General features: G+C 43.8%; 20 protein-coding genes and 1 pseudogene. 10 read left to right on the top strand and 11 right to left on the bottom strand.

Annotated elements, in window-relative coordinates; translation table 11 throughout:
- Positions 1-3 precede the first annotated feature (3 nt).
- Positions 4-114: a protein usd gene (locus tag V6D44_RS07690; protein WP_087992655.1), complete on the bottom strand. Its 111-nt coding sequence runs from the start codon at positions 112-114 to the stop codon at positions 4-6.
- A 224-nt stretch (positions 115-338) separates the two neighbouring features.
- On the opposite strand from V6D44_RS07690, the gene V6D44_RS07685 reads away from it, so the two are divergent.
- A complete protein-coding gene (locus V6D44_RS07685) occupies positions 339-752 on the top strand; it encodes a MarR family winged helix-turn-helix transcriptional regulator (RefSeq protein WP_087992656.1) in 414 nt (137 codons plus the stop codon).
- A 21-nt stretch (positions 753-773) separates the two neighbouring features.
- Positions 774-1,961, top strand: coding sequence for an MFS transporter (locus V6D44_RS07680; protein ID WP_087992657.1), 1,188 nt, complete (start codon positions 774-776; stop codon positions 1,959-1,961).
- A gap of 94 nt (positions 1,962-2,055) precedes the next feature.
- Here V6D44_RS07680 and V6D44_RS07675 read toward each other — a convergent pair whose 3' ends face one another.
- From V6D44_RS07675 to V6D44_RS07660, 4 genes and pseudogenes are all read right to left on the bottom strand, one after another.
- Complete coding sequence (locus tag V6D44_RS07675; RefSeq protein ID WP_087992658.1) at positions 2,056-3,462, bottom strand: right-handed parallel beta-helix repeat-containing protein; 1,407 nt, start codon at positions 3,460-3,462, stop codon at positions 2,056-2,058.
- Positions 3,463-3,566: 104 nt separating this feature from the next.
- Positions 3,567-5,039 carry an allantoin permease gene (pucI, locus tag V6D44_RS07670; RefSeq protein WP_087992659.1) on the bottom strand — a complete coding sequence of 491 codons (1,473 nt, stop codon included), beginning with the start codon at positions 5,037-5,039 and terminating at the stop codon, positions 3,567-3,569.
- 198 nt (positions 5,040-5,237) lie between these two features.
- Positions 5,238-5,489, bottom strand: a pseudogene (locus V6D44_RS07665) (MFS transporter); the annotation flags it as partial.
- A gap of 194 nt (positions 5,490-5,683) precedes the next feature.
- Complete coding sequence (locus V6D44_RS07660; protein ID WP_087992660.1) at positions 5,684-6,145, bottom strand: hypothetical protein; 462 nt, start codon at positions 6,143-6,145, stop codon at positions 5,684-5,686.
- Between the two features lie 285 nt (positions 6,146-6,430).
- Between V6D44_RS07660 and amtB the strand changes: the two genes are divergently transcribed.
- From amtB to V6D44_RS07645, 3 genes are all read left to right on the top strand, one after another.
- On the top strand, positions 6,431-7,645 hold the full coding sequence (amtB, locus tag V6D44_RS07655) for an ammonium transporter AmtB (RefSeq protein WP_202327929.1): 1,215 nt from the start codon (positions 6,431-6,433) through the stop codon (positions 7,643-7,645).
- Positions 7,646-7,656: 11 nt separating this feature from the next.
- Complete coding sequence (locus V6D44_RS07650; RefSeq protein WP_014665678.1) at positions 7,657-8,007, top strand: P-II family nitrogen regulator; 351 nt, start codon at positions 7,657-7,659, stop codon at positions 8,005-8,007.
- 176 nt (positions 8,008-8,183) lie between these two features.
- Positions 8,184-8,765 (top strand): undecaprenyl-diphosphatase, encoded by a 582-nt coding sequence (locus tag V6D44_RS07645; RefSeq protein ID WP_087992662.1) that lies wholly within the window; start codon positions 8,184-8,186, stop codon positions 8,763-8,765.
- A gap of 40 nt (positions 8,766-8,805) precedes the next feature.
- Here the strand turns inward: V6D44_RS07645 and V6D44_RS07640 are convergent, their stop codons facing one another.
- Together V6D44_RS07640 and spoIIQ are read right to left on the bottom strand one after the other, a co-directional pair.
- Positions 8,806-9,228, bottom strand: a complete 423-nt coding sequence (locus V6D44_RS07640) for a VanZ family protein (RefSeq protein ID WP_087992663.1) — start codon at positions 9,226-9,228, stop codon at positions 8,806-8,808.
- A gap of 110 nt (positions 9,229-9,338) precedes the next feature.
- A complete protein-coding gene (gene spoIIQ, locus V6D44_RS07635) occupies positions 9,339-10,211 on the bottom strand; it encodes a stage II sporulation protein spoIIQ (RefSeq protein WP_333516391.1) in 873 nt (290 codons plus the stop codon).
- A 143-nt stretch (positions 10,212-10,354) separates the two neighbouring features.
- Between spoIIQ and V6D44_RS07630 the strand changes: the two genes are divergently transcribed.
- From V6D44_RS07630 to V6D44_RS07620, 3 genes are all read left to right on the top strand, one after another.
- Positions 10,355-10,846, top strand: coding sequence for a GNAT family N-acetyltransferase (locus V6D44_RS07630; RefSeq protein WP_333516483.1), 492 nt, complete (start codon positions 10,355-10,357; stop codon positions 10,844-10,846).
- Positions 10,843-11,361 (top strand): DUF5362 family protein, encoded by a 519-nt coding sequence (locus V6D44_RS07625; protein WP_202327928.1) that lies wholly within the window; start codon positions 10,843-10,845, stop codon positions 11,359-11,361. The genes V6D44_RS07630 and V6D44_RS07625 overlap by 4 nt, the downstream gene beginning before the upstream one ends.
- A gap of 252 nt (positions 11,362-11,613) precedes the next feature.
- Complete coding sequence (locus V6D44_RS07620; protein WP_087992666.1) at positions 11,614-13,404, top strand: N-acetylneuraminate synthase family protein; 1,791 nt, start codon at positions 11,614-11,616, stop codon at positions 13,402-13,404.
- A 141-nt stretch (positions 13,405-13,545) separates the two neighbouring features.
- On the opposite strand, the gene V6D44_RS07615 is transcribed toward V6D44_RS07620, so the two are convergent.
- Positions 13,546-13,980 carry a DUF5392 family protein gene (locus V6D44_RS07615; RefSeq protein ID WP_087992667.1) on the bottom strand — a complete coding sequence of 145 codons (435 nt, stop codon included), beginning with the start codon at positions 13,978-13,980 and terminating at the stop codon, positions 13,546-13,548.
- 243 nt (positions 13,981-14,223) lie between these two features.
- Between V6D44_RS07615 and cls the strand changes: the two genes are divergently transcribed.
- Positions 14,224-15,672, top strand: a complete 1,449-nt coding sequence (gene cls, locus V6D44_RS07610) for a cardiolipin synthase (RefSeq protein ID WP_087992668.1) — start codon at positions 14,224-14,226, stop codon at positions 15,670-15,672.
- Positions 15,673-15,693: 21 nt separating this feature from the next.
- Here cls and V6D44_RS07605 read toward each other — a convergent pair whose 3' ends face one another.
- Complete coding sequence (locus V6D44_RS07605; protein ID WP_087992669.1) at positions 15,694-16,467, bottom strand: MerR family transcriptional regulator; 774 nt, start codon at positions 16,465-16,467, stop codon at positions 15,694-15,696.
- Between the two features lie 146 nt (positions 16,468-16,613).
- On the opposite strand from V6D44_RS07605, the gene V6D44_RS07600 reads away from it, so the two are divergent.
- Positions 16,614-17,003, top strand: coding sequence for a DUF5362 family protein (locus tag V6D44_RS07600; protein WP_087992670.1), 390 nt, complete (start codon positions 16,614-16,616; stop codon positions 17,001-17,003).
- Positions 17,004-17,040: 37 nt separating this feature from the next.
- Here the strand turns inward: V6D44_RS07600 and V6D44_RS07595 are convergent, their stop codons facing one another.
- Both V6D44_RS07595 and V6D44_RS07590 read right to left on the bottom strand, forming a co-directional pair.
- Positions 17,041-17,682 carry an NAD(P)-dependent oxidoreductase gene (locus V6D44_RS07595; RefSeq protein ID WP_202327926.1) on the bottom strand — a complete coding sequence of 214 codons (642 nt, stop codon included), beginning with the start codon at positions 17,680-17,682 and terminating at the stop codon, positions 17,041-17,043.
- Positions 17,683-17,748: 66 nt separating this feature from the next.
- Complete coding sequence (locus V6D44_RS07590) at positions 17,749-18,150, bottom strand: Rrf2 family transcriptional regulator (protein WP_087992672.1); 402 nt, start codon at positions 18,148-18,150, stop codon at positions 17,749-17,751.
- Positions 18,151-18,251: the final 101 nt, after the last annotated feature.

Genomic DNA, 18,251 nt, shown 5'->3' with positions numbered 1-18,251 from the left:
TCCCTAAAATGGATGTGAGAAGTGTGAAATGAGATCCGTATTCTGTAAAGAGTCGTTCAGTATGCCGCTTCTTCGTTGTATGGTTTTAAAAGTAAGTTTATGAAATATGCCCACGATCCCTCACCTCAAACACTCTCTTTGTTAGGTTTGTAACAGTGTATTAGCATTCTTTTGGGAATATGCTAAAAACTCAATAAGGACAAGGGGTGAAACAAACTTTTTCAGCTTCAGCAAACTATTTCGTGTCACTACATTTTTACCTTTACATCCCTTCTCCGCTCCTGTAGAATTAAAAAAGCGATTAGTTACTTAGGTAAGTTTTTTAGAAGGAGACCAAAATGACCTACGTCAACAGACACCTCATTCATCAAATCAACCAAAGCGCCCGCCTGATTGCCAAGAAAGCCAATGAACAGCTGGAGCCATTCGGCCTTTATTCCTCTCAATGGTCAGTTTTATATTGTTTGCGTACGATCGGACCAATGACTCAAAAAGAGATTTGGTCCTATTTAAATGTGGAAGCGCCGACTGTGACACGGACGATCAAACGCCTGGAAGAAAACGGCTGGGTACAGAGACGGCAAGGTGAAGACAAACGGGAGAAACTTGTTGTCCTCACAAAAGCAGCTGAGAAAAAATACGAAGAAATCAATGTGAAAATGCTGAAATTCGAGGAAGAGCTGCTTGCGGATTTCCCGGATGAAGATAAGGAAGCTTTTTCTCATTTATTTCGCATGTTTTTACAACAATGAAAATAAGGAAGTGACATACATTTGAAAAAAGCGGATGCGATATGGACCAAGGATTTTATTATGGTCCTGCTTGTCAATTTATTTGTGTTTGTGTTCTTTTATACATTTTTAACTGTCTTGCCGATTTATACGATTCAAGAGCTTGGCGGCACAGAATCACAGGGCGGGCTTTTAATCAGCCTGTTCCTTCTGTCTGCGATCATTACACGGCCTTTCTCCGGAGCCATTGTTGAGCGTTTCGGGAAGAAAAGAATGGCGATCGTCTCTATGGCGTTATTCGCCCTTTCGTCTTTTCTGTATATGCCGATTCATAACTTTTACCTGCTGCTCGGATTGCGTTTCTTCCAAGGGATTTGGTTCAGCATTTTAACGACTGTTACAGGTGCAATCGCAGCCGACATTATCCCGGCCAAACGCCGCGGTGAAGGGCTTGGATACTTTGCCATGTCTATGAACCTCGCCATGGCAATCGGGCCTTTCCTTGGGCTGAACTTGATGAAGGTCGTAAACTTTTCTGTATTCTTTACAGCCTTTGCGCTGTTTATGGTTGCAGGCTTGCTTGTTTCGTTCTTGATAAAGGTGCCTCAAAACCAAGACAGCGGCACGACTGTATTCCGTTTTTCCTTCGCGGATATGTTCGAAAAAGGCGCACTTAAGATCGCGACGGTCGGTTTATTTATTTCTTTCTGTTATTCAACTGTCACAGCGTATTTGTCTGTATTCGCCAAATCAGTTGATCTTTCGAATGTCAGCGGATATTTCTTTGTTTGCTTCGCGGTGACAATGATGATTGCACGCCCGTTCACAGGGAAATTGTTCGACAAAGTCGGACCGGGCATTGTCATTTATCCATCAATCATGATTTTCTCAGTAGGGCTCTGCATGCTGTCCTTTACACATAGCGGCATGATGCTTCTGCTTTCAGGAGCGGTTATCGGTCTCGGATACGGTTCAATTGTTCCTTGCATGCAAACATTGGCGATCCAGAAATCTCCGGCTCACCGCTCTGGTTTTGCGACGGCAACGTTCTTTACCTTCTTTGACAGCGGAATTGCTGTAGGTTCGTATGTGTTCGGATTGTTTGTAGCGTCCGCCGGCTTCTCTGCCATTTATTTATCAGCGGGGCTGTTCGTTCTGATTGCTCTGCTTCTCTACGCGTGGAGCCAGAAACCTGCTGAGGCTGAAGGGAAAGTGTCTATTGCGGAATAACTCTGAGACTGCCGAAAAATCCGGCAGTCTTTTTTTGCATATAAAAATCGGCGTCCTGCTCCGTTGAATGGAAGAGGACGCCGATGTTTGTATGTTATTCAATGACCGGCCGCGCAGGTGAATCAGGATCTAACGTAAAGTCATAGGACTCTTCATTACGATACATCGGATCGGCATAAATGGATTGCTGATCGTTATTTGTCGCTTTTCGATACGCTGCAAACGAATCGTATTCATTCTTTTTCCACATCCATATACCGTCTTGATCCGTTTCCTTATGGTACACGTTATGATTGACCGTATTGCCTTCATTTGCCGTAAAATCGTTTCCGATAAATAATCTTGAATCGCTGGCCGTCAATATATTCTTTTCGATTGTGTTGTTTTTTGTGTCGTACTGCAGCAGCAGCTGGCCGCCATACAGCCCCTTTGTGTCATTCCGGTACATCATGTTGCGGGCAATCAGAGAATTGCTGGTGCCGCCCCGCTTTTTGTCATACCCTCCGATTGAAATACCGGTATACGCATTGTTGTACACTTTGTTGTCTGTTATCTGAATAGCGGTTGCGTATTTCCCTTTGTGTTCAGACGTTGCTTCAATCCCAATATCATTATGGTAAACTGTGTTTTTCTTAATCTCGATACTGTGCCCCCCATCGACATATATCCCGCCCGCTGAGTAATCATCTCCATAAGCAGGATTTCTGTAAGTTGAGTTTTGATAAACCGTATTGTTTTCTACGACTCCGTTTCGCACGTAATCGTTTTTCGCCGCGGTTCCCTCATACCCGATAAGGTCGATCCCGATGTTGTTATTGTTGCGGACCACATTGCCCGCAACGGTGAAGCCGTCAATATTTCCGTTCAGCACAACCGCTTCACTCGCTCCAAGCGTCAGATTCTCTACAGTATTGTCCTCGATTTGAATGTCTTTCATGCTGCCAGTCCCATAGACTGCGATTCCGTGGGCATTTCCTTCATCCGCTGTTGTCTTAATGTCCCGGACATGATTGTTCTGAATCGCAATATGACCGCTGGAGCCCGATACATAAATCCCCATAGCAGTTGCTTCCTCAGATGAAACAGAAAGATCTTGAATCGTTAAACCGCTGATGGCAATGTCATGTTTATCGTGAATATGAATGAGCGGTGTTTCATATTCTGCGTCCGCAATGGATTCTCCGCTGATCACGACTTTTTCATTTTCATAGTTTCGGAACGTGATCGGTTTTCCATCTGTACCGCTGTGCTTTACCTCAAGGGTTTCATGATACGTGCCTCCCCGAATCATCACGGTTGTGCCGGCGGCAGCCTCCTCGGAAGCATGTGCCAGTGTACGAAACGGCTTGTCTTTTGTTCCTTCATTTTGATCACTGCCATTTGGCGAAACATAGATGCAGTTCCCTTGCTCCTCCCCATTCGCTTTTGTCTTATCAAAAACAAAGGCAAGGATGACGGACGTTAACACACCTGCCAAAAGAATAAAATACCATTTTCTCATATTCGATTCCCATTTCGTTTTAGAATAGATTTCTAAAACCATTATAAATGTTCTATTTATGGAAAACCATTTCAAAAATATGAAAATATACCGTGAGATAGATCTTATTCAGCCCGACGAACCTGCCCAGATTCAAACGTCTCAATCGTCGACGAAGCCGGCGGGTGAACACGCATCAGAACAATATAGAAAAGAAATGAAATCAGCACACCTACAAACCAGGAAATATCGTATAAGCTCTTCAATACAGGAACATACATACCAATCAGTGAGATCAGTGCACCCAAAATCGTGGCTGCAAACGCACGGTAATTGTAGCCTTTAAAATACACATAACGCCCTGTTTCAGAATACAGGTCATCTACCGAGAGCTCCCGTTTGCGAATGATAAAGTAATCAGCCATCATCACGCCAGCCACCGGACCAAGCATGCCGCCTATTAAGCCGAGAAACGCATATACGCTTGTCGCGCTCTCCATCAGCTTCCACGGAACCGTAAATAAAGCGAGCAACGCAGTGATAAAACTGCCGCGTTTGAAATTAATATATTTCGGCAGGGCATTCGCTATATCATAAGCCGGCGATACGATGTTCGCGGCGACGTTTACAGAGATCGTGGCGATGCAGAGCGTAATCACGGACAATACAATAATGTATGGGTTATCAAATCTCGCCAAAATATCGACAACGTCCCAAATCGGCTCACCGAAAGCAACCTGTGAACCGGAGGTCACTGTAATACTGGCAAACGCAAACAGCGCGAAGGTTCCCGGCAAACCGTAAAATTGCCCTTTGATTTGCTCTTTTTGCGTTTCAGCAAATCGTGTGAAATCAGGTATATTTAAGATCAATGTCGCCCAGATGCCGATAATGCCGGTAACCCCGGCAGCAAACGGCCAGAACGTTTCTGAAAACGTATGGAACTTTCCCGGCTGGGAATAGATTGGCCCCAATCCTCCGGCAATATCAACGGCCCACCATACCATGCCGCCAAATACCAGATACACTAAAGGACCAGCCCATACCTCAAAGCGTTTAATCGATTCCATGCCGTGGTGCAATACGAGTAAATGAATGGTCCAAAAGAATACAAATGAAAGCAAACCAGACAAGTGAATGCCGAGAAGGTTCCACCCGCCGCCAATTTCTCCCCAGCCCGGCCACATATTTAAAAGCAAAATGTTCAGCGCCGTGCTTCCAGCAAAGGTCTGAATGCCGAGCCACATGATCGCTGTAAACGCCCTTAGAAGCGCCGGAATATTCGCGCCGTATATTCCATAAGAAGCCCGGATGATCACCGGAAACGGCAGCCCATATTTTGTCCCCGCATGACCGTTTAAAGCCAAAGCGCCAAACAAGATAAGCGATGCCGTAATAATGATTGCCAGCACCTGCCAAGGCGAGAGGCCGATCGCAATTAATCCGCCCACCGTCGCGTAGGTCGGTATATTATGTATACATCCCATCCAAATGGAGGCAAAGTTCATTGCTTTCCACGTTCGTTTTTCCTGTCCTAAAGGCAACAGATCTTCATTGCTCAGTCTGTTGGATTGATGCTGGCTCTCTTCTAATGTCATAGCCGGCTCCCCTTTCAATATTGTCTGTTTTTCGTTACATGTGCAGTTTTCTGACATTCGATGTCACTTAATATAACTGAAAAGTCAGACAATAACATTGGCTATGATATACAATTTTCCTGTTTCTATTTGAACAGCTTAAACAAGAAAAAGAGACAGCCACAGCGCCTGTCTCTTTTCTCACGATGCAGTTTTCATTCATGGCGCAAATCCCTCAGCTATAAACAGGCTCGCTCCGCTCGCAATGATCATGATGATGCCCATCCTATCAAAATGGGCTGCCGTAAATTTTTTCCAAAAAAGAAGACCAAGGATCACCGAAGACAAAGTCGACTCTAAATAACGGCAGGTTTGAAACAGCCCTGAAGTCGCCCCCGCCATGTTGGAAGGACTTGTTTCCAGCATTGCCGCTTGAAGCGCGACACTTCCAAGTCCGCAGCCTATACCCAAATTCCCAGAATGTCGAGCTGCTGGATAATCGTTTTGAGTTCTACCTCTGTTTTCTGATCTTTCGGGGAACATATGCCCAATAAGATGCTTGTGAAATACCCAGAAGGAACGTTTTTCTCATGATTTTTCTTTTATGTAAAAGTAGCAGGTCGTGCATACGAATAGACCGGCAAGCACTGTCATCATAAAGGGTGTCATCGCTTCATCACCTGCCCGCCGTTTAACGGTTCCTGCCTGAAAATGCCCATGAATTTACTGCGGTCCACCCAAAGCAGGACGAGACACATCACCATTAATATCGTGCTAAGATCCTGCACGCCAATGTCAAAACAATAGTTAATCAAGGCGATGTTCATAATAATCGGCATAAATACAACCGCCCCTAACGCAGCTGTTCGCGGGATCAGCAATAAAACAGCTGCAATGATTTCACCGAAACCTATGAACAGTTCATAAACATGAGAATACCCGAAAAATGTCCACGCAATAGTAAACCCTTTCCCAGCAGCTGCCTCGATTTCAGGCGTTACCTCACCAAACTGGCCGATCACTACTTTCGCCAGGCCGTATACGAAAAAATTAAAGGCTAAAAACAATCGGAACGTCGCTGGAATCGATTTACTTATCGCTCTCCTGAGCCTGCCGCCTTTGTTCATAACGAACCCTCCTCTTAGTGTATTAATCAAGTTAGTACAATTAATACACTATAAAACATTCTAATTATTGTCAATTCCCTTTTCCGCTCATATAGACAGCATCTTTTATAGATACAAAGTCTTATAATCGTAAAAAATGCCATTTCCCATTCTTTACACCCTCGATATCATTCCCTAAAAAATCATGTAAGGAAATCTTACATGAAAATGTTTTATCATTCTTTTTTCTCTATAATGAGGAAATATAATAATTCTTTTATTCTGAAAAATACGGAGGAATGAGACATGCAAATGGGCGATACAGTTTTTATGTTCTTTTGCGCTTTACTCGTGTGGCTGATGACCCCGGGATTAGCGTTATTTTATGGAGGAATGGTAAAAAGCAAAAATGTGCTGAGCACCGCTATGCACAGTTTCTCTTCCATTGCCATCGTTTCCATCGTTTGGGTGCTGTTCGGATATACACTCGCCTTCGCACCAGGCAATTCAATCATTGGCGGACTGGAGTGGGCCGGTCTGAAAGGGGTTGGATTTGACCCGGGAGATTACAGTGATACCATTCCACATTCATTATTTATGATGTTCCAAATGACGTTCGCTGTTCTGACAACAGCCATTATTTCCGGCGCTTTCGCAGAGCGGATGCGATTCGGCGCTTTTCTTTTATTCTCTGTTTTATGGGTTTCCTTAGTTTACACGCCGGTTGCGCACTGGGTATGGGGCGGCGGCTGGATCGGCCAGCTTGGCGCGCTCGATTTCGCCGGCGGCAACGTTGTTCATATTTCCTCCGGTGTGGCAGGCCTTGTTCTCGCTATTGTGCTCGGAAAACGGAAAGAAGGCACAGCGCCTTCTCCGCACAATCTCATTTACACCTTCTTAGGCGGGGCTTTGATTTGGTTCGGCTGGTTCGGTTTTAACGTCGGCAGCGCCCTGACCTTAGATGGCGTGGCCATGTACGCCTTCATCAACACAAACACTGCCGCAGCTGCCGGGATTGCCGGCTGGATTTTAGTAGAATGGATCATTAACAAGAAACCGACGATGCTCGGAGCGGTATCCGGCGCAATCGCCGGGCTTGTGGCGATTACACCGGCAGCTGGATTTGTCACACCATTTGCATCCATTTTGATCGGCATTATTGGCGGAGCGGTTTGTTTCTGGGGCGTTTTCTCGCTCAAAAAGAAATTCGGATACGATGACGCACTTGACGCCTTTGGCCTGCACGGCATCGGCGGCACATGGGGCGGAATCGCAACAGGATTATTCGCGACTACCTCTGTTAACTCGGCGGGTGCGGACGGATTATTCTACGGTGATGCCAGCTTAATCTGGAAACAAATCGTAGCCATCGTTGCCACTTACGTTTTTGTATTTGTAGTCACTTTCGTTATTATTAAAATTGTAGGCCTCTTCCTTCCCCTTCGCGCAACCGAAGAAGAAGAGTCACTTGGGCTTGACTTAACGATGCACGGGGAAAAGGCATATCAAGATTCTATGTGAGGAGTGACGCTATGAGCGGTCAAATGTTCAAGGTGGAAATTGTAACGCGTCCGGCAAATTTCGAAAAGCTGAAGCAGGAACTCGGAAAAATCGGAGTGACCTCTCTGACCTTCTCTAATGTTCACGGCTGCGGTCTTCAAAAAGCACATACGGAGCTCTATCGAGGGGTCAAAATAGAAAGCAATGTATATGAGCGTTTAAAAATTGAGATCGTGGTCAGCAAGGTTCCTGTTGATCAAGTGACTGAGATCGCTAAAAGGGTCCTGAAAACAGGATCACCCGGCGACGGAAAAATATTTGTCTACGAAATCAGCAATACGATCAACATCCGCACCGGCGAGGAAGGACCTGAAGCACTGTAATCGTTGTGAAGAGATTCGGAATTCCGGATCTCTTTTTTTGCACATAGAATCCCCCCAGAAAGACTGTCTCCCCTTCGAATCCTCTTCAAGCATCACGCTTTCCGGCAAACTTTTTTTGATTTGAAACTTTTTACGAGTATAATGAGTCTACTATTAAAAATGCAAAAGGTGATTATTTGAATTACGAACTATTTAAAGCCATCCATGGACTATCTCATCACAATTCGGTTCTCGATTCCATTATGGTCTTCATAACGGAATATGCTATTGTCGCTTACGCCCTTATCCTGCTGGCAATCTGGGTGTTCGGGAACACGCAAAGCAGAAAAAATGTGCTTTACGCAGGCCTTACAGGAATTGCGGGTCTTATCATCAACTATTTGATTTCGCAAGTTCATTTCGAACCGCGCCCATTTGTCGCGCACACAGTGCATACGCTGATTCCGCATGATGCGGATGCATCATTTCCGAGTGACCACACGACAGGCGCGTTAGCGATTTCTATTGCGATGCTTTTCAGAAACCGCAAAATCGGCTGGCCGCTTGTCATTTTCGGGCTTTTGACAGGCTTTTCGAGAATTTGGGTAGGGCATCACTATCCGGCAGATGTATTGGGCAGCCTCGTTGTCTCTATCATTATCGGGTTCCTATTCTTTAGGTTTTCAGATCTGCTTCGCCCATTCGTCGATTTGATTGTAAGAATCTATGAAGCCATCATTAATAAGCTGACGAAAAAACCAACCGATCAAAATTTCTAAACACGATAAAAGCCGGCGTCTGAATCCAAGACAGCCGGCTTTAATATTTTTCATACATCTCATGTTTTCTCCGCTTCGCCAACACATATAAACCACAAAACAATACAATTCCAACAGTATCAATGAGCACATCCCGAATACATCCGTTCCTGCTGAAGAAGAGCTGAAGAACTTCTGTGAAAAACGCAAACGCGAAAGAGCCGGCTGCAGCTGCTTTTATGCTGCCCCGCTGTTTCCACAGCAAATAGGTCATGACAAAGAAGGAAAACGCGTGCCCGATTTTTTGAATAAACGCTTCAGGTACAGCAAGCTCAGCAAAATCCATCACTAAGAATTGAGACAGATCGGGATGCGGCTGAAAATGAAAAGCTACCGTTTGAGATACGACCATACCGCTGAAGCTTTCCGTACAGACAGAAAGGAGAATAAAAAGGGTCCAGCCTCCAAGTAATAGACGGTTCATGACATAACCTCCTTTATAGCGTACATGTCAATGTGTAACGACATAGACGGTGAAACAAAGCAAAAAGTAACAGAAAAAAACGCCCATCACACGGATAGACGTTTTCTTCATTAAGACTGCTCAGTGTCTTCTGTTGTGCTGCTTTCTTTAGAACCAGATTTGTCAGTTGAATCATCCGTTTTTTCACCGGATTTTTCTTCTGTTCCTTTATCAGTTGATCCGTCCTTTTTCTCGGAAGATTGCTGAATGGATTCTTCTGTTTCTTCAGTGGCAGCTTTTTCTTCAGCTGCTGCAGCTTTTTCAATAGAAGAAACCGGCTTGTCCATAAAGTTCAGCGGGTTCATTGCGACTCCGTCTTTACGGATTTCAAAATGCACGTGGTTTCCGCTGTCTTCACTGTAAAGGTTCTTGCCAGACTTTCCAATCACTTGGTTTTGTTTTACCTTGTCACCTTGCTCAACACTTACTTCAGAAAGAGATTGATACACAGTTGATAAGCCGTCTGCATGTTCAACTTCAATCACGTATCCCAGCACTGGATCTTTTTCAGCTTTGACAACCGTACCACTCAGAGAAGCAGAAACATCGAAATCTTTTCCGTCTTTCTCAGCTAAGTCAATTCCTTTGCTTAGGCTGTACGTGTTATTATAGGTAACGAGTGCTGCTTCTTTCTCTTCTTTTGCGGCATCGGTTTCATAGAACTTTTTCACAACAGATACGTTTTCAGAATCAATAACCGGCATAGCGACATTTTCCATTGACTTTCCTACTTCAACTGCATCGTCGTTGTTGTCATATGCGGAGTTTCCGCCGTTATCAGCCAACTGATCCTTTACTTCATCATTTGATACAGATTGATACCAAAGGACAGCTGTTAAAATGACGGCCGCACTGACTAAGTAAATTGCAGGGAACACCCAGCGTTTACGAAAAAACTGCTGAAGTTTTTTGACTTGAGAAGTTTTCTTTTCTTCCTCTCTCATTGTTTCATCACCTCAGCAACATTCTGAACACTTTTCTGAAAATATATACACCTATACAAAAAAACTTTTTTTAAATGTAGTTTGCGCAGGCTGATACGAAAATATGTGATTTTTTTTGAGAGGAGTGCCAAATACGTATGGACATGACATTGCGTCTTGCTGAACATAAAGATCTGGAGGCTGTTGTCGCGATTTATAATTCAACGATTGCTTCGCGAATGGTAACAGCCGATACTGAACCGGTAACACTTGAAGACCGGATGGAGTGGTTTATGCGACATACAGAGTCACGGCCGCTCTATGTTGCCGAAGACGGAAGCGGGAACGTTGCCGCCTGGATCAGCTTTGAAACATTTTACGGAAGGCCCGCCTATAATAAAACAGCGGAGGTCAGCATATACATTGACGAAACATGCCGCGGCAAAGGCGTCGGATCGTATTTGCTCCAGGAAGCGCTTCGCATTGCGCCGGAACTTGGCATCCGCTCACTTATGGCCTTCATTTTCGGACATAATAAACCAAGCCTGAAGCTGTTTGAAAAGCATGGGTTTGCAGAATGGGGATTGTTCCCCGGCATCGCCGAAATGGACGGCAAAAGATACGATTTAAAAATTCTAGGGAGAGAACTATCATGATTAGTCTGGATAAAGATGAAAACGAGATTGAAAATCATAATGAAGGAAATGATGCCGTTGAACAGGAGCTTGCGGCTGAGGAAAGTGAGAACCGCCAGCTGAGCGCCGCTGCTGTCAAGTCGCTATCAGACATTGCCAAGTGGGGCAAAATGTCAGGCATTTTACTGATCATTATGGGATCGCTGGTCACTCTGTCTGCTTTGATGACAGTGATCGGCGCGATTCCGGGCGTGCTGCTCATTATTTCGGGTGTCTTTCTGATGCGTTCAGCAAAAGCAGCCGCGGAAGCCGAAGGAAATCTTGCCGGCAGCGCTGGTGAAAGCATGCTTGAGAATTACGGAAAGTTTATAAAAATGCAGTTGTTCTACGCTGCATCCAGTATTATTTCGGGCCTGATCGGGATCGTTATGGTCATTTTCATACTGGTGATTATCGGCATTGCCGCTTATGAAAGCACCGATACGTATGAAGATACGGATTCTTATTACTATGAGGATGATCCGGTGTTTGAATAAAAGCATCAAATGAAGAGACAGTACCGGGCATGAGTTCCAGATAAAACGGAACCGTGCCTTTTTTATTTGTCTATTTTTCATCATTTACCTCAATTTGACGGATATGTGCCTATAAAAGCAGGCAGGTGCAAACACCAAGTTCTTATGGAAGCATACAATCTAATAAAACGACTTGGTAGAAAACAACTTTCAAAAGTGGCACCTGCCACATCACAGCAGGATTGTCCCAATAAAAATAAAGGAGTGGGGCATTTGGAAAGCAACAGCATTTCGGAAAAAGTAAAAGTCATTGCTGAAATTGCAAACGCCCATCAAGGAAAAGAGGAGAACCTCAAAGCACTGATCAAGGTTGCCGCAGAAAGCGGAGCAGATGGTGTGAAATTTCAGTGGTTCAAGTATGACCGTATTGCAACACCGTGTTTTTTTGCTTATGAGTCGTATATTGAGCTGTTTTTGAATGAAGATGTATGGAAAAATTGTGTCGCTTATGGAAAAAGACATGGATTAGAAATTTGGGTGGATATTTTCGATTCATGGGGGGCAGAGCTCTTTTTGCACCTGCAGCATGACATTGATGGCATAAAGCTTCCAACAACCATCCTTCAATCCACGGAAATCATGAAAACGATCGGTATGACCGAGAAGCCTGTACTCATTGGAGTTGGGGGATGGTACGAAGAAGAGATCGATCAGATGATGTCGCTTGTAAAACAACATATGGCAAATCAGCTCATTCTCATGCACGGATTTCAAGGGTATCCGACAAAATTAGAGGATATTAACCTAAAACGGATACAACATCTACAAAAAAGATACAAGGTTCAAATAGGATTTGCGGATCACATCGACGCAGATCATCCGCTTGCAGCCGACCTTCCTGTCTATGCATTTTTCTCAGGGGCAGCTGTTATCGAAAAACATATTACCCTAAATCGGGCAGCTAAAGGGTTTGATTATTATTCTTCACTAGAGCTGAACGAATTCAAAGTAATGACGGAAAAGCTCCAGCAGGCCCAAATTGCAGCTGGCTCACCTGAAGTAAATGAATCCGAAAGAAAGTATTTGTATGATTCATCATTACGTACAACAGCCAACCAGGATATAAAAAAAGGAGAAATCATTACACTGGATAAAACGAGCTACAAAAGATGCGGAAATGAGAATGCATTAATGCCTTTACAAGCCGAGGACGCATTTCCTCAAGTAGTAACTGCTGATTTATCGTTAAACCAGCCAATTACACCCAACGAAATAAAAAGTCCAAGAATTGCGATTGCAGTGATATGCCGGCTAAAATCGACTCGTTTGCCGAAAAAAGCGCTGCTCCCGATTTACGGTATTCCATCTGTTGAGCGCTGTTTAATCAATTGTCTGGCTGTCCCTTCTGTTCATGAAGTTGTGCTGGCAACGTCAAATCTTCCAGAAGACGATCCGCTTGAAGCTTTTACTCTAAACGGAAAGGTCAGAATCGTGAGAGACTCCCCCGAAAATGTGGCAGAAAGAATGCTTGAAGCCGCAGCGTTAACAAAAGCCGATATTATTATCCGGGTGACAGGTGATTGCCCGGCAGTTTCACCTGAAGTGCTTCAATATTTAATTGACCGGCACTTGCAAAAAGGAGCAGATTATACTCAGGAAATCTCAAGTTCAGCAGGAATATCCTGTAATGTCATTACTGTTGAAGCCCTTCAGCGGCTTGTGCAGCAGCCAAAACCATTAACCCATACAGAATACCTTTCTTTTTATTTTTTAAACAACCCTTCTCTATTTTACATCAATCAAGTCAGCCTGCCAGAAGAACTCGATTATCCATCTTGGCGTTTAACACTTGATGAACCTAAAGACTTAGAGTTGTTTGAACAAATATATCGAAACTTGGATGTCAAACACGAACCGCTCTATTTCAGCCGAATAAGGGATTATTTATCAGAAAACCGGCACGTTTCAAAAATAAATCAAGATGTGTCGACCAAATGGATCGATCAGACATCTCTAGTAGAAGAAATCAACAAAGCAACGCTGTTGCCATCAGAAAACAAATAACATCTCGCCAAAAAAACTGTGCATGAGTTCGGAATCATTCCGAAAGCGTGCATTTTAATTTCGATTGTCCACATCATCCCTAGTGTCTAAAAAAACACCCGATTGTCAGGAAAATCCTAACATTCCGGGTGCAGTTCTTATTTAATACAATTTCTTGCGTCTGTCTTCCTCAGTCAAAAATTCCACAAAACTCCGCATCGCAAACGGTTCTTCCTTAATCTGGCGCGTATAGGAGTCTTTCCGCTCTTCTGAAAGGATGTCGCTCTTTTTGATCCTGTTCAGCATATAGATGCGAACCGTTTTTTGGACCTGTTTATGCTGGTAGCCTGCTTCTTTGAAAAATGCCAATCCAAGCGCCGCCAGAAGGGCGAATATTCCTGCGCTGATCAAGGACTCCCTGTCTGCTGAAGCGTGAAATAGAAAAGCGACCAAATTAAAGAGAGAGAATGCTGCAAGCGGAAAAGCAAGAAAACGGTAAATGACGGTTTTCTTCATAAATGGCTGTACGGCCTTTTGAATTTTTTGCATTTCTGTTTTAATGAACCCCGGCATTTGTTCGACTCTGTAAAAGTTCATGTAATCCTCCCCCTTTATTTGATGTTGCAAAGCTTCACGAACGTTATCATATGTGTTATTTTAACGCAGGTGCAAGCTGGTTTTAAAGAAATCTGCCCGACTTTTCGGCGAAGAATCTGGAGCGCCGCTCTTTATTCTTTTAAAATGGGAGTGTTATAATTTGTAATGGGAATCAGATCGCTGTTAATCATGGAATACTAATGGCAATCTTCTTGATAAATATTGAATGAGCGGGGTTACAAATTGAGTATTTCTTCCATCCTTTTATCACTTTTTTTCATTTTGAATATTCTTTTGGCCATCATTGTCATTTTCAAAGAACGGCGCGATGCCAGCGCATCTTGGGCTTGGCTGCTTGTTCTTTTCTTTATTCCCGTTTTAGGCTTTATTTTATACTTATTATTCGGCCATAATCTCAGGCGCAAGCAATTGTTTCAATGGGAGGACCGAAAAAAGATCGGAATCGAAAAGCTGCTGAAGCATCAGCTTGAAGACTTAGAAACCAGGCAATTTCAGTTCAACAACCGGGCAACATTTGATAATAAAGATTTAATTTATATGCTTATTATGAATAATCATGCTGTGTTTACAGAGGATAATTCAGTTGACGTGATTACAGACGGCCGGGATAAGTTTCAGCGGCTGCTGCATGACATCTCAAAGGCTAAGGATCATATCCACTTACAATATTATATTTATAAAGGTGATGAATTAGGAAAAAAATTACGGGACGCTCTCATCCAAAAAGCGAAAGAAGGCGTTCAGGTCAGGGTGCTATATGATGAACTCGGGTCCAGAACACTGAGAAAAAAGTTTTTTAAAGAGCTCCGCGAAGCCGGCGGGCATGTGGAGGTCTTTTTCCCTTCAAAACTCAGGCCGATTAACTTGCGGCTGAATTATCGGAACCACCGAAAGCTTGTCATCGTAGACGGAGTGATCGGTTATGTCGGAGGATTTAACGTCGGAGATGAGTACCTCGGGCTTAATCCGAAATTCGGCTATTGGCGTGATACGCATATTCGGCTGCAAGGAACCGCCGTGCACGCCATCCAGACACGTTTCATCCTTGACTGGAATCAGGCTTCCCATCGCCATACGCTGACATATATTCCGAATCACTTTCCTGATCACGGCCCAAAAGGCAACGTCGGGATGCAGATTGTCACAAGCGGCCCGGATTCCGAATGGGAACAAATTAAAAACGGCTACATTAAAATGATTTCGAATGCCAAGCGTTCTATTTTAATTCAGACGCCTTATTTTATCCCTGACGCAAGCTTGCTCGATGCTTTAAGGATCGCGTGCCTGTCAGGCATTGATGTCAACATCATGATCCCGAACAAGCCTGATCATGCCTTTGTATACTGGGCGACACTTTCGTACATCGGCGATCTGTTGAAAGCCGGGGCCACTGTCTATATATATGATAACGGCTTTATCCACGCGAAAACCATCGTAGTGGATGACGAAATTGCATCAGTCGGGACAGCGAATATCGACGTTCGAAGCTTCAGGCTGAATTTTGAGGTTAATGCATTTATTTACGATATCTCCATTGCGAAAAAACTGGTTTCTACATTTAAAGAAGATTTGCTCGTATCCAGAAAATACACCTATGAAGAATACCTGCAGCGCCCCTTATGGATTCGAATGAAAGAATCCATCTCGCGGCTGTTGTCGCCGATTTTATAAGATGCGCCAAAACCCCGGCTTTTACGGCCGGGGTTTTTCCTGATAGTCACAGTAGATGATCATCGCTTCCCGCAAAAAAGCGGCAAGGCCATCTCCATATTGGTTGATCGAATCGGTAAATCGTTCGTCAGTGATATACACTTCTCCAAGCCCTCTGAAAATGTCTAGCGTGCAATCGTAATGATATTGACAAATATGGTCGCGAAATGCTCCCACAGCGGCCTGAACCTCTGCATCATCGGGACCGTGCTCCATTCGCGCCGCGATTCTCCTGTAAATCGAATCAAAGTCAGCCATGATCGTACGCCAATCGTCTGCCGAGTATGCGGATGTCTTCTTCTCTGTTTCTTCCGCGATTTCCTTTCCATAGAGCTTTCTGACTTCATCAGCGTATGTCTGCTGGTGCTCTTCAATGTCTTTTATGCTTAATCCGGCAAATAAATCCCGCTTATTCATTTGTTCTCCTCCCTCAATGGACTGAATCGTCCTGTCAATCGTTTGAATCATCTCTTCCATTCTTTGTTTTTTCTTCATCAACATATCCTTTTGCGATTGAAGCGCTTCTTTCCGGTCAAAATTCGGATGATCCAGCAACTTTTTAATATCATCCAAACGAAAACCTATTTCCTTAAAAAATAAAATCTGCTGCAGTCTTTCTAGATCTGAATCACTGTATAAACGGTATCCCGCGTCAGTAACCGTTGAAGGATTAAGAAGCTGAATATCGTCATAGTGATGAAGAGTCCGAATGCTGACGTCCGCTATATCCGCCACTTGTTTGACCTGATATTTCATATTTGCCGCCTCCTCGTCTTTTATCGTAAACAATCACGCAGCGTCAGGGTCAACCCCAAAATTGTTAATTTTGATATACAAAACTTCTCACAAATAGTGTATAAAAGAAAAGTGAGTATTTTTTTTGTAAAGGGGAGCCAGTGTACATGAATCCTGAAACAATGAACAAAACCCTCGTTAGCATTTCGAAATGGGGGAAAGCAACAGGCATTTTATTTATTATTATGGGCGCTCTTACCGCGCTTTCAGGCGCGTTCTTTTTTCTAATCGGTGCCGTGCCAGGCGTACTGCAAATTATTGCTGGAATCTTTTTGATGCGGTCAGCTAAAGAAGCAGGACAAATGGCTGACCACAACAGCGGACAGTCTGAAGACTTAATGCTGGAGAATTACGCTAAGTTTGTGAAGATGCAAGGGATTTATTTAATCGTAAGCATTGCTGTATCTATTCTTGCGATTATCGCCTTCTTCGTCTTCTTAATGCTTGGGATTGCTGACGGCCTTTTCAGCGATTATGATACGTACAGCACTTATTAATCAGAAAAACCCGGAGGAAGCTCCGGGTTTTTTATTATTATTCTGCTTCGCTTACCACTGTAAAGCGTTCATTTTTGTGTGCAGGATGTTCAAGCTCATCCACTGCAGCAATGGCATAATCCGCATAGCTGATATAGCTATCGCCTTTCGCGTTAACGATGACATTGTCTTTTCCTTTTTGATAAGAACCCGTCCGTTTTCCTGCCGGATCAAAAAATGCCGCAGGGCTGAGGAACGTCCATGAAACGGAGTCTGTCTGCTGCAAATCTTTCAGGTTCTCCCCTTGGTTTGATGCAGTCGGCACATATTCTTTCGGGAATTCCGGTGTATCCATTAAACGGGTTTTTTTCGCTTCATCAACAAACAGGCTTCCTGCTCCGCCAACGACAAGCAATCTTATGTTTTTCGCGTCCTTTAAGATGCTGATTAGTTTTCTGCCTGCCTCAACATGAAGATGTTCCTCACCAGCCGCAGCTCCAAAAGCGTTGACGACCGCATCGAAAGGCTTGATGTCTTCTGCAGTCAGTTCAAACACATCTTTCTCCAAAATCGCTATATCCTGTTCCTTCACTTTTGAAGCGTTTCGAACGATGGCAGTTACTTCATGCCCTCTTGTTTTCGCTTCTTTCAAAATCTCGTTCCCTGCTTTTCCGCTTGCACCGATAATTCCAATTTTCATTTTTCATGCCCTCCCTATTGTAACAATTTTAGTTACATGTTGGCGGTGAGAAGTCATCCCTTTTGATTAAAAGAGATGATTCATAACATCTTTTAATGACTTGCTTGCCAGTTCATTCTCCATCGCTTTTTGCACACTTTCAAAAGTTTCATCCAGTGCGTTCTGAATTTTTTTCCCTACCGGACAGTTCGGATTCGGGTTTTCATGAACCGCAAAGAGTTCATCTTGCTTTTGGACAGCCCGATATACTTCTAAAAGAGAAATATCAGCCGGATCTTTTTTGAGTCTTGCACCCGGCACCCCGGCGCGTGATGTGAGAATATCCGCTTTTTTCAGCAGGCTGATCATTCTTCGCACGACAACCGGATTGGTGTTGACGCTGCCAGCGATGATTTCTGAAGACTCTTTTTCATCCATCGAAATGAGGGATAAAATATGAATGGCAACAGCAAGACGGCTGTTAATCATGTTTTTCACCACCGTTGTAACTATAATAGTTACATTTGATTCGTTTGTCAACATCTAATATACACTAATTACGGGGTTCGTGTGCACCGTTTTTAGTCAAT

It is taken from the genome of Bacillus sp. 0209A (assembly GCF_036765095.1).
In the GTDB taxonomy this organism is placed as follows: Bacteria; Bacillota; Bacilli; order Bacillales; family Bacillaceae; genus Bacillus; species Bacillus subtilis_G.
This window is presented reverse-complemented; position numbering and strand designations above follow the sequence as displayed.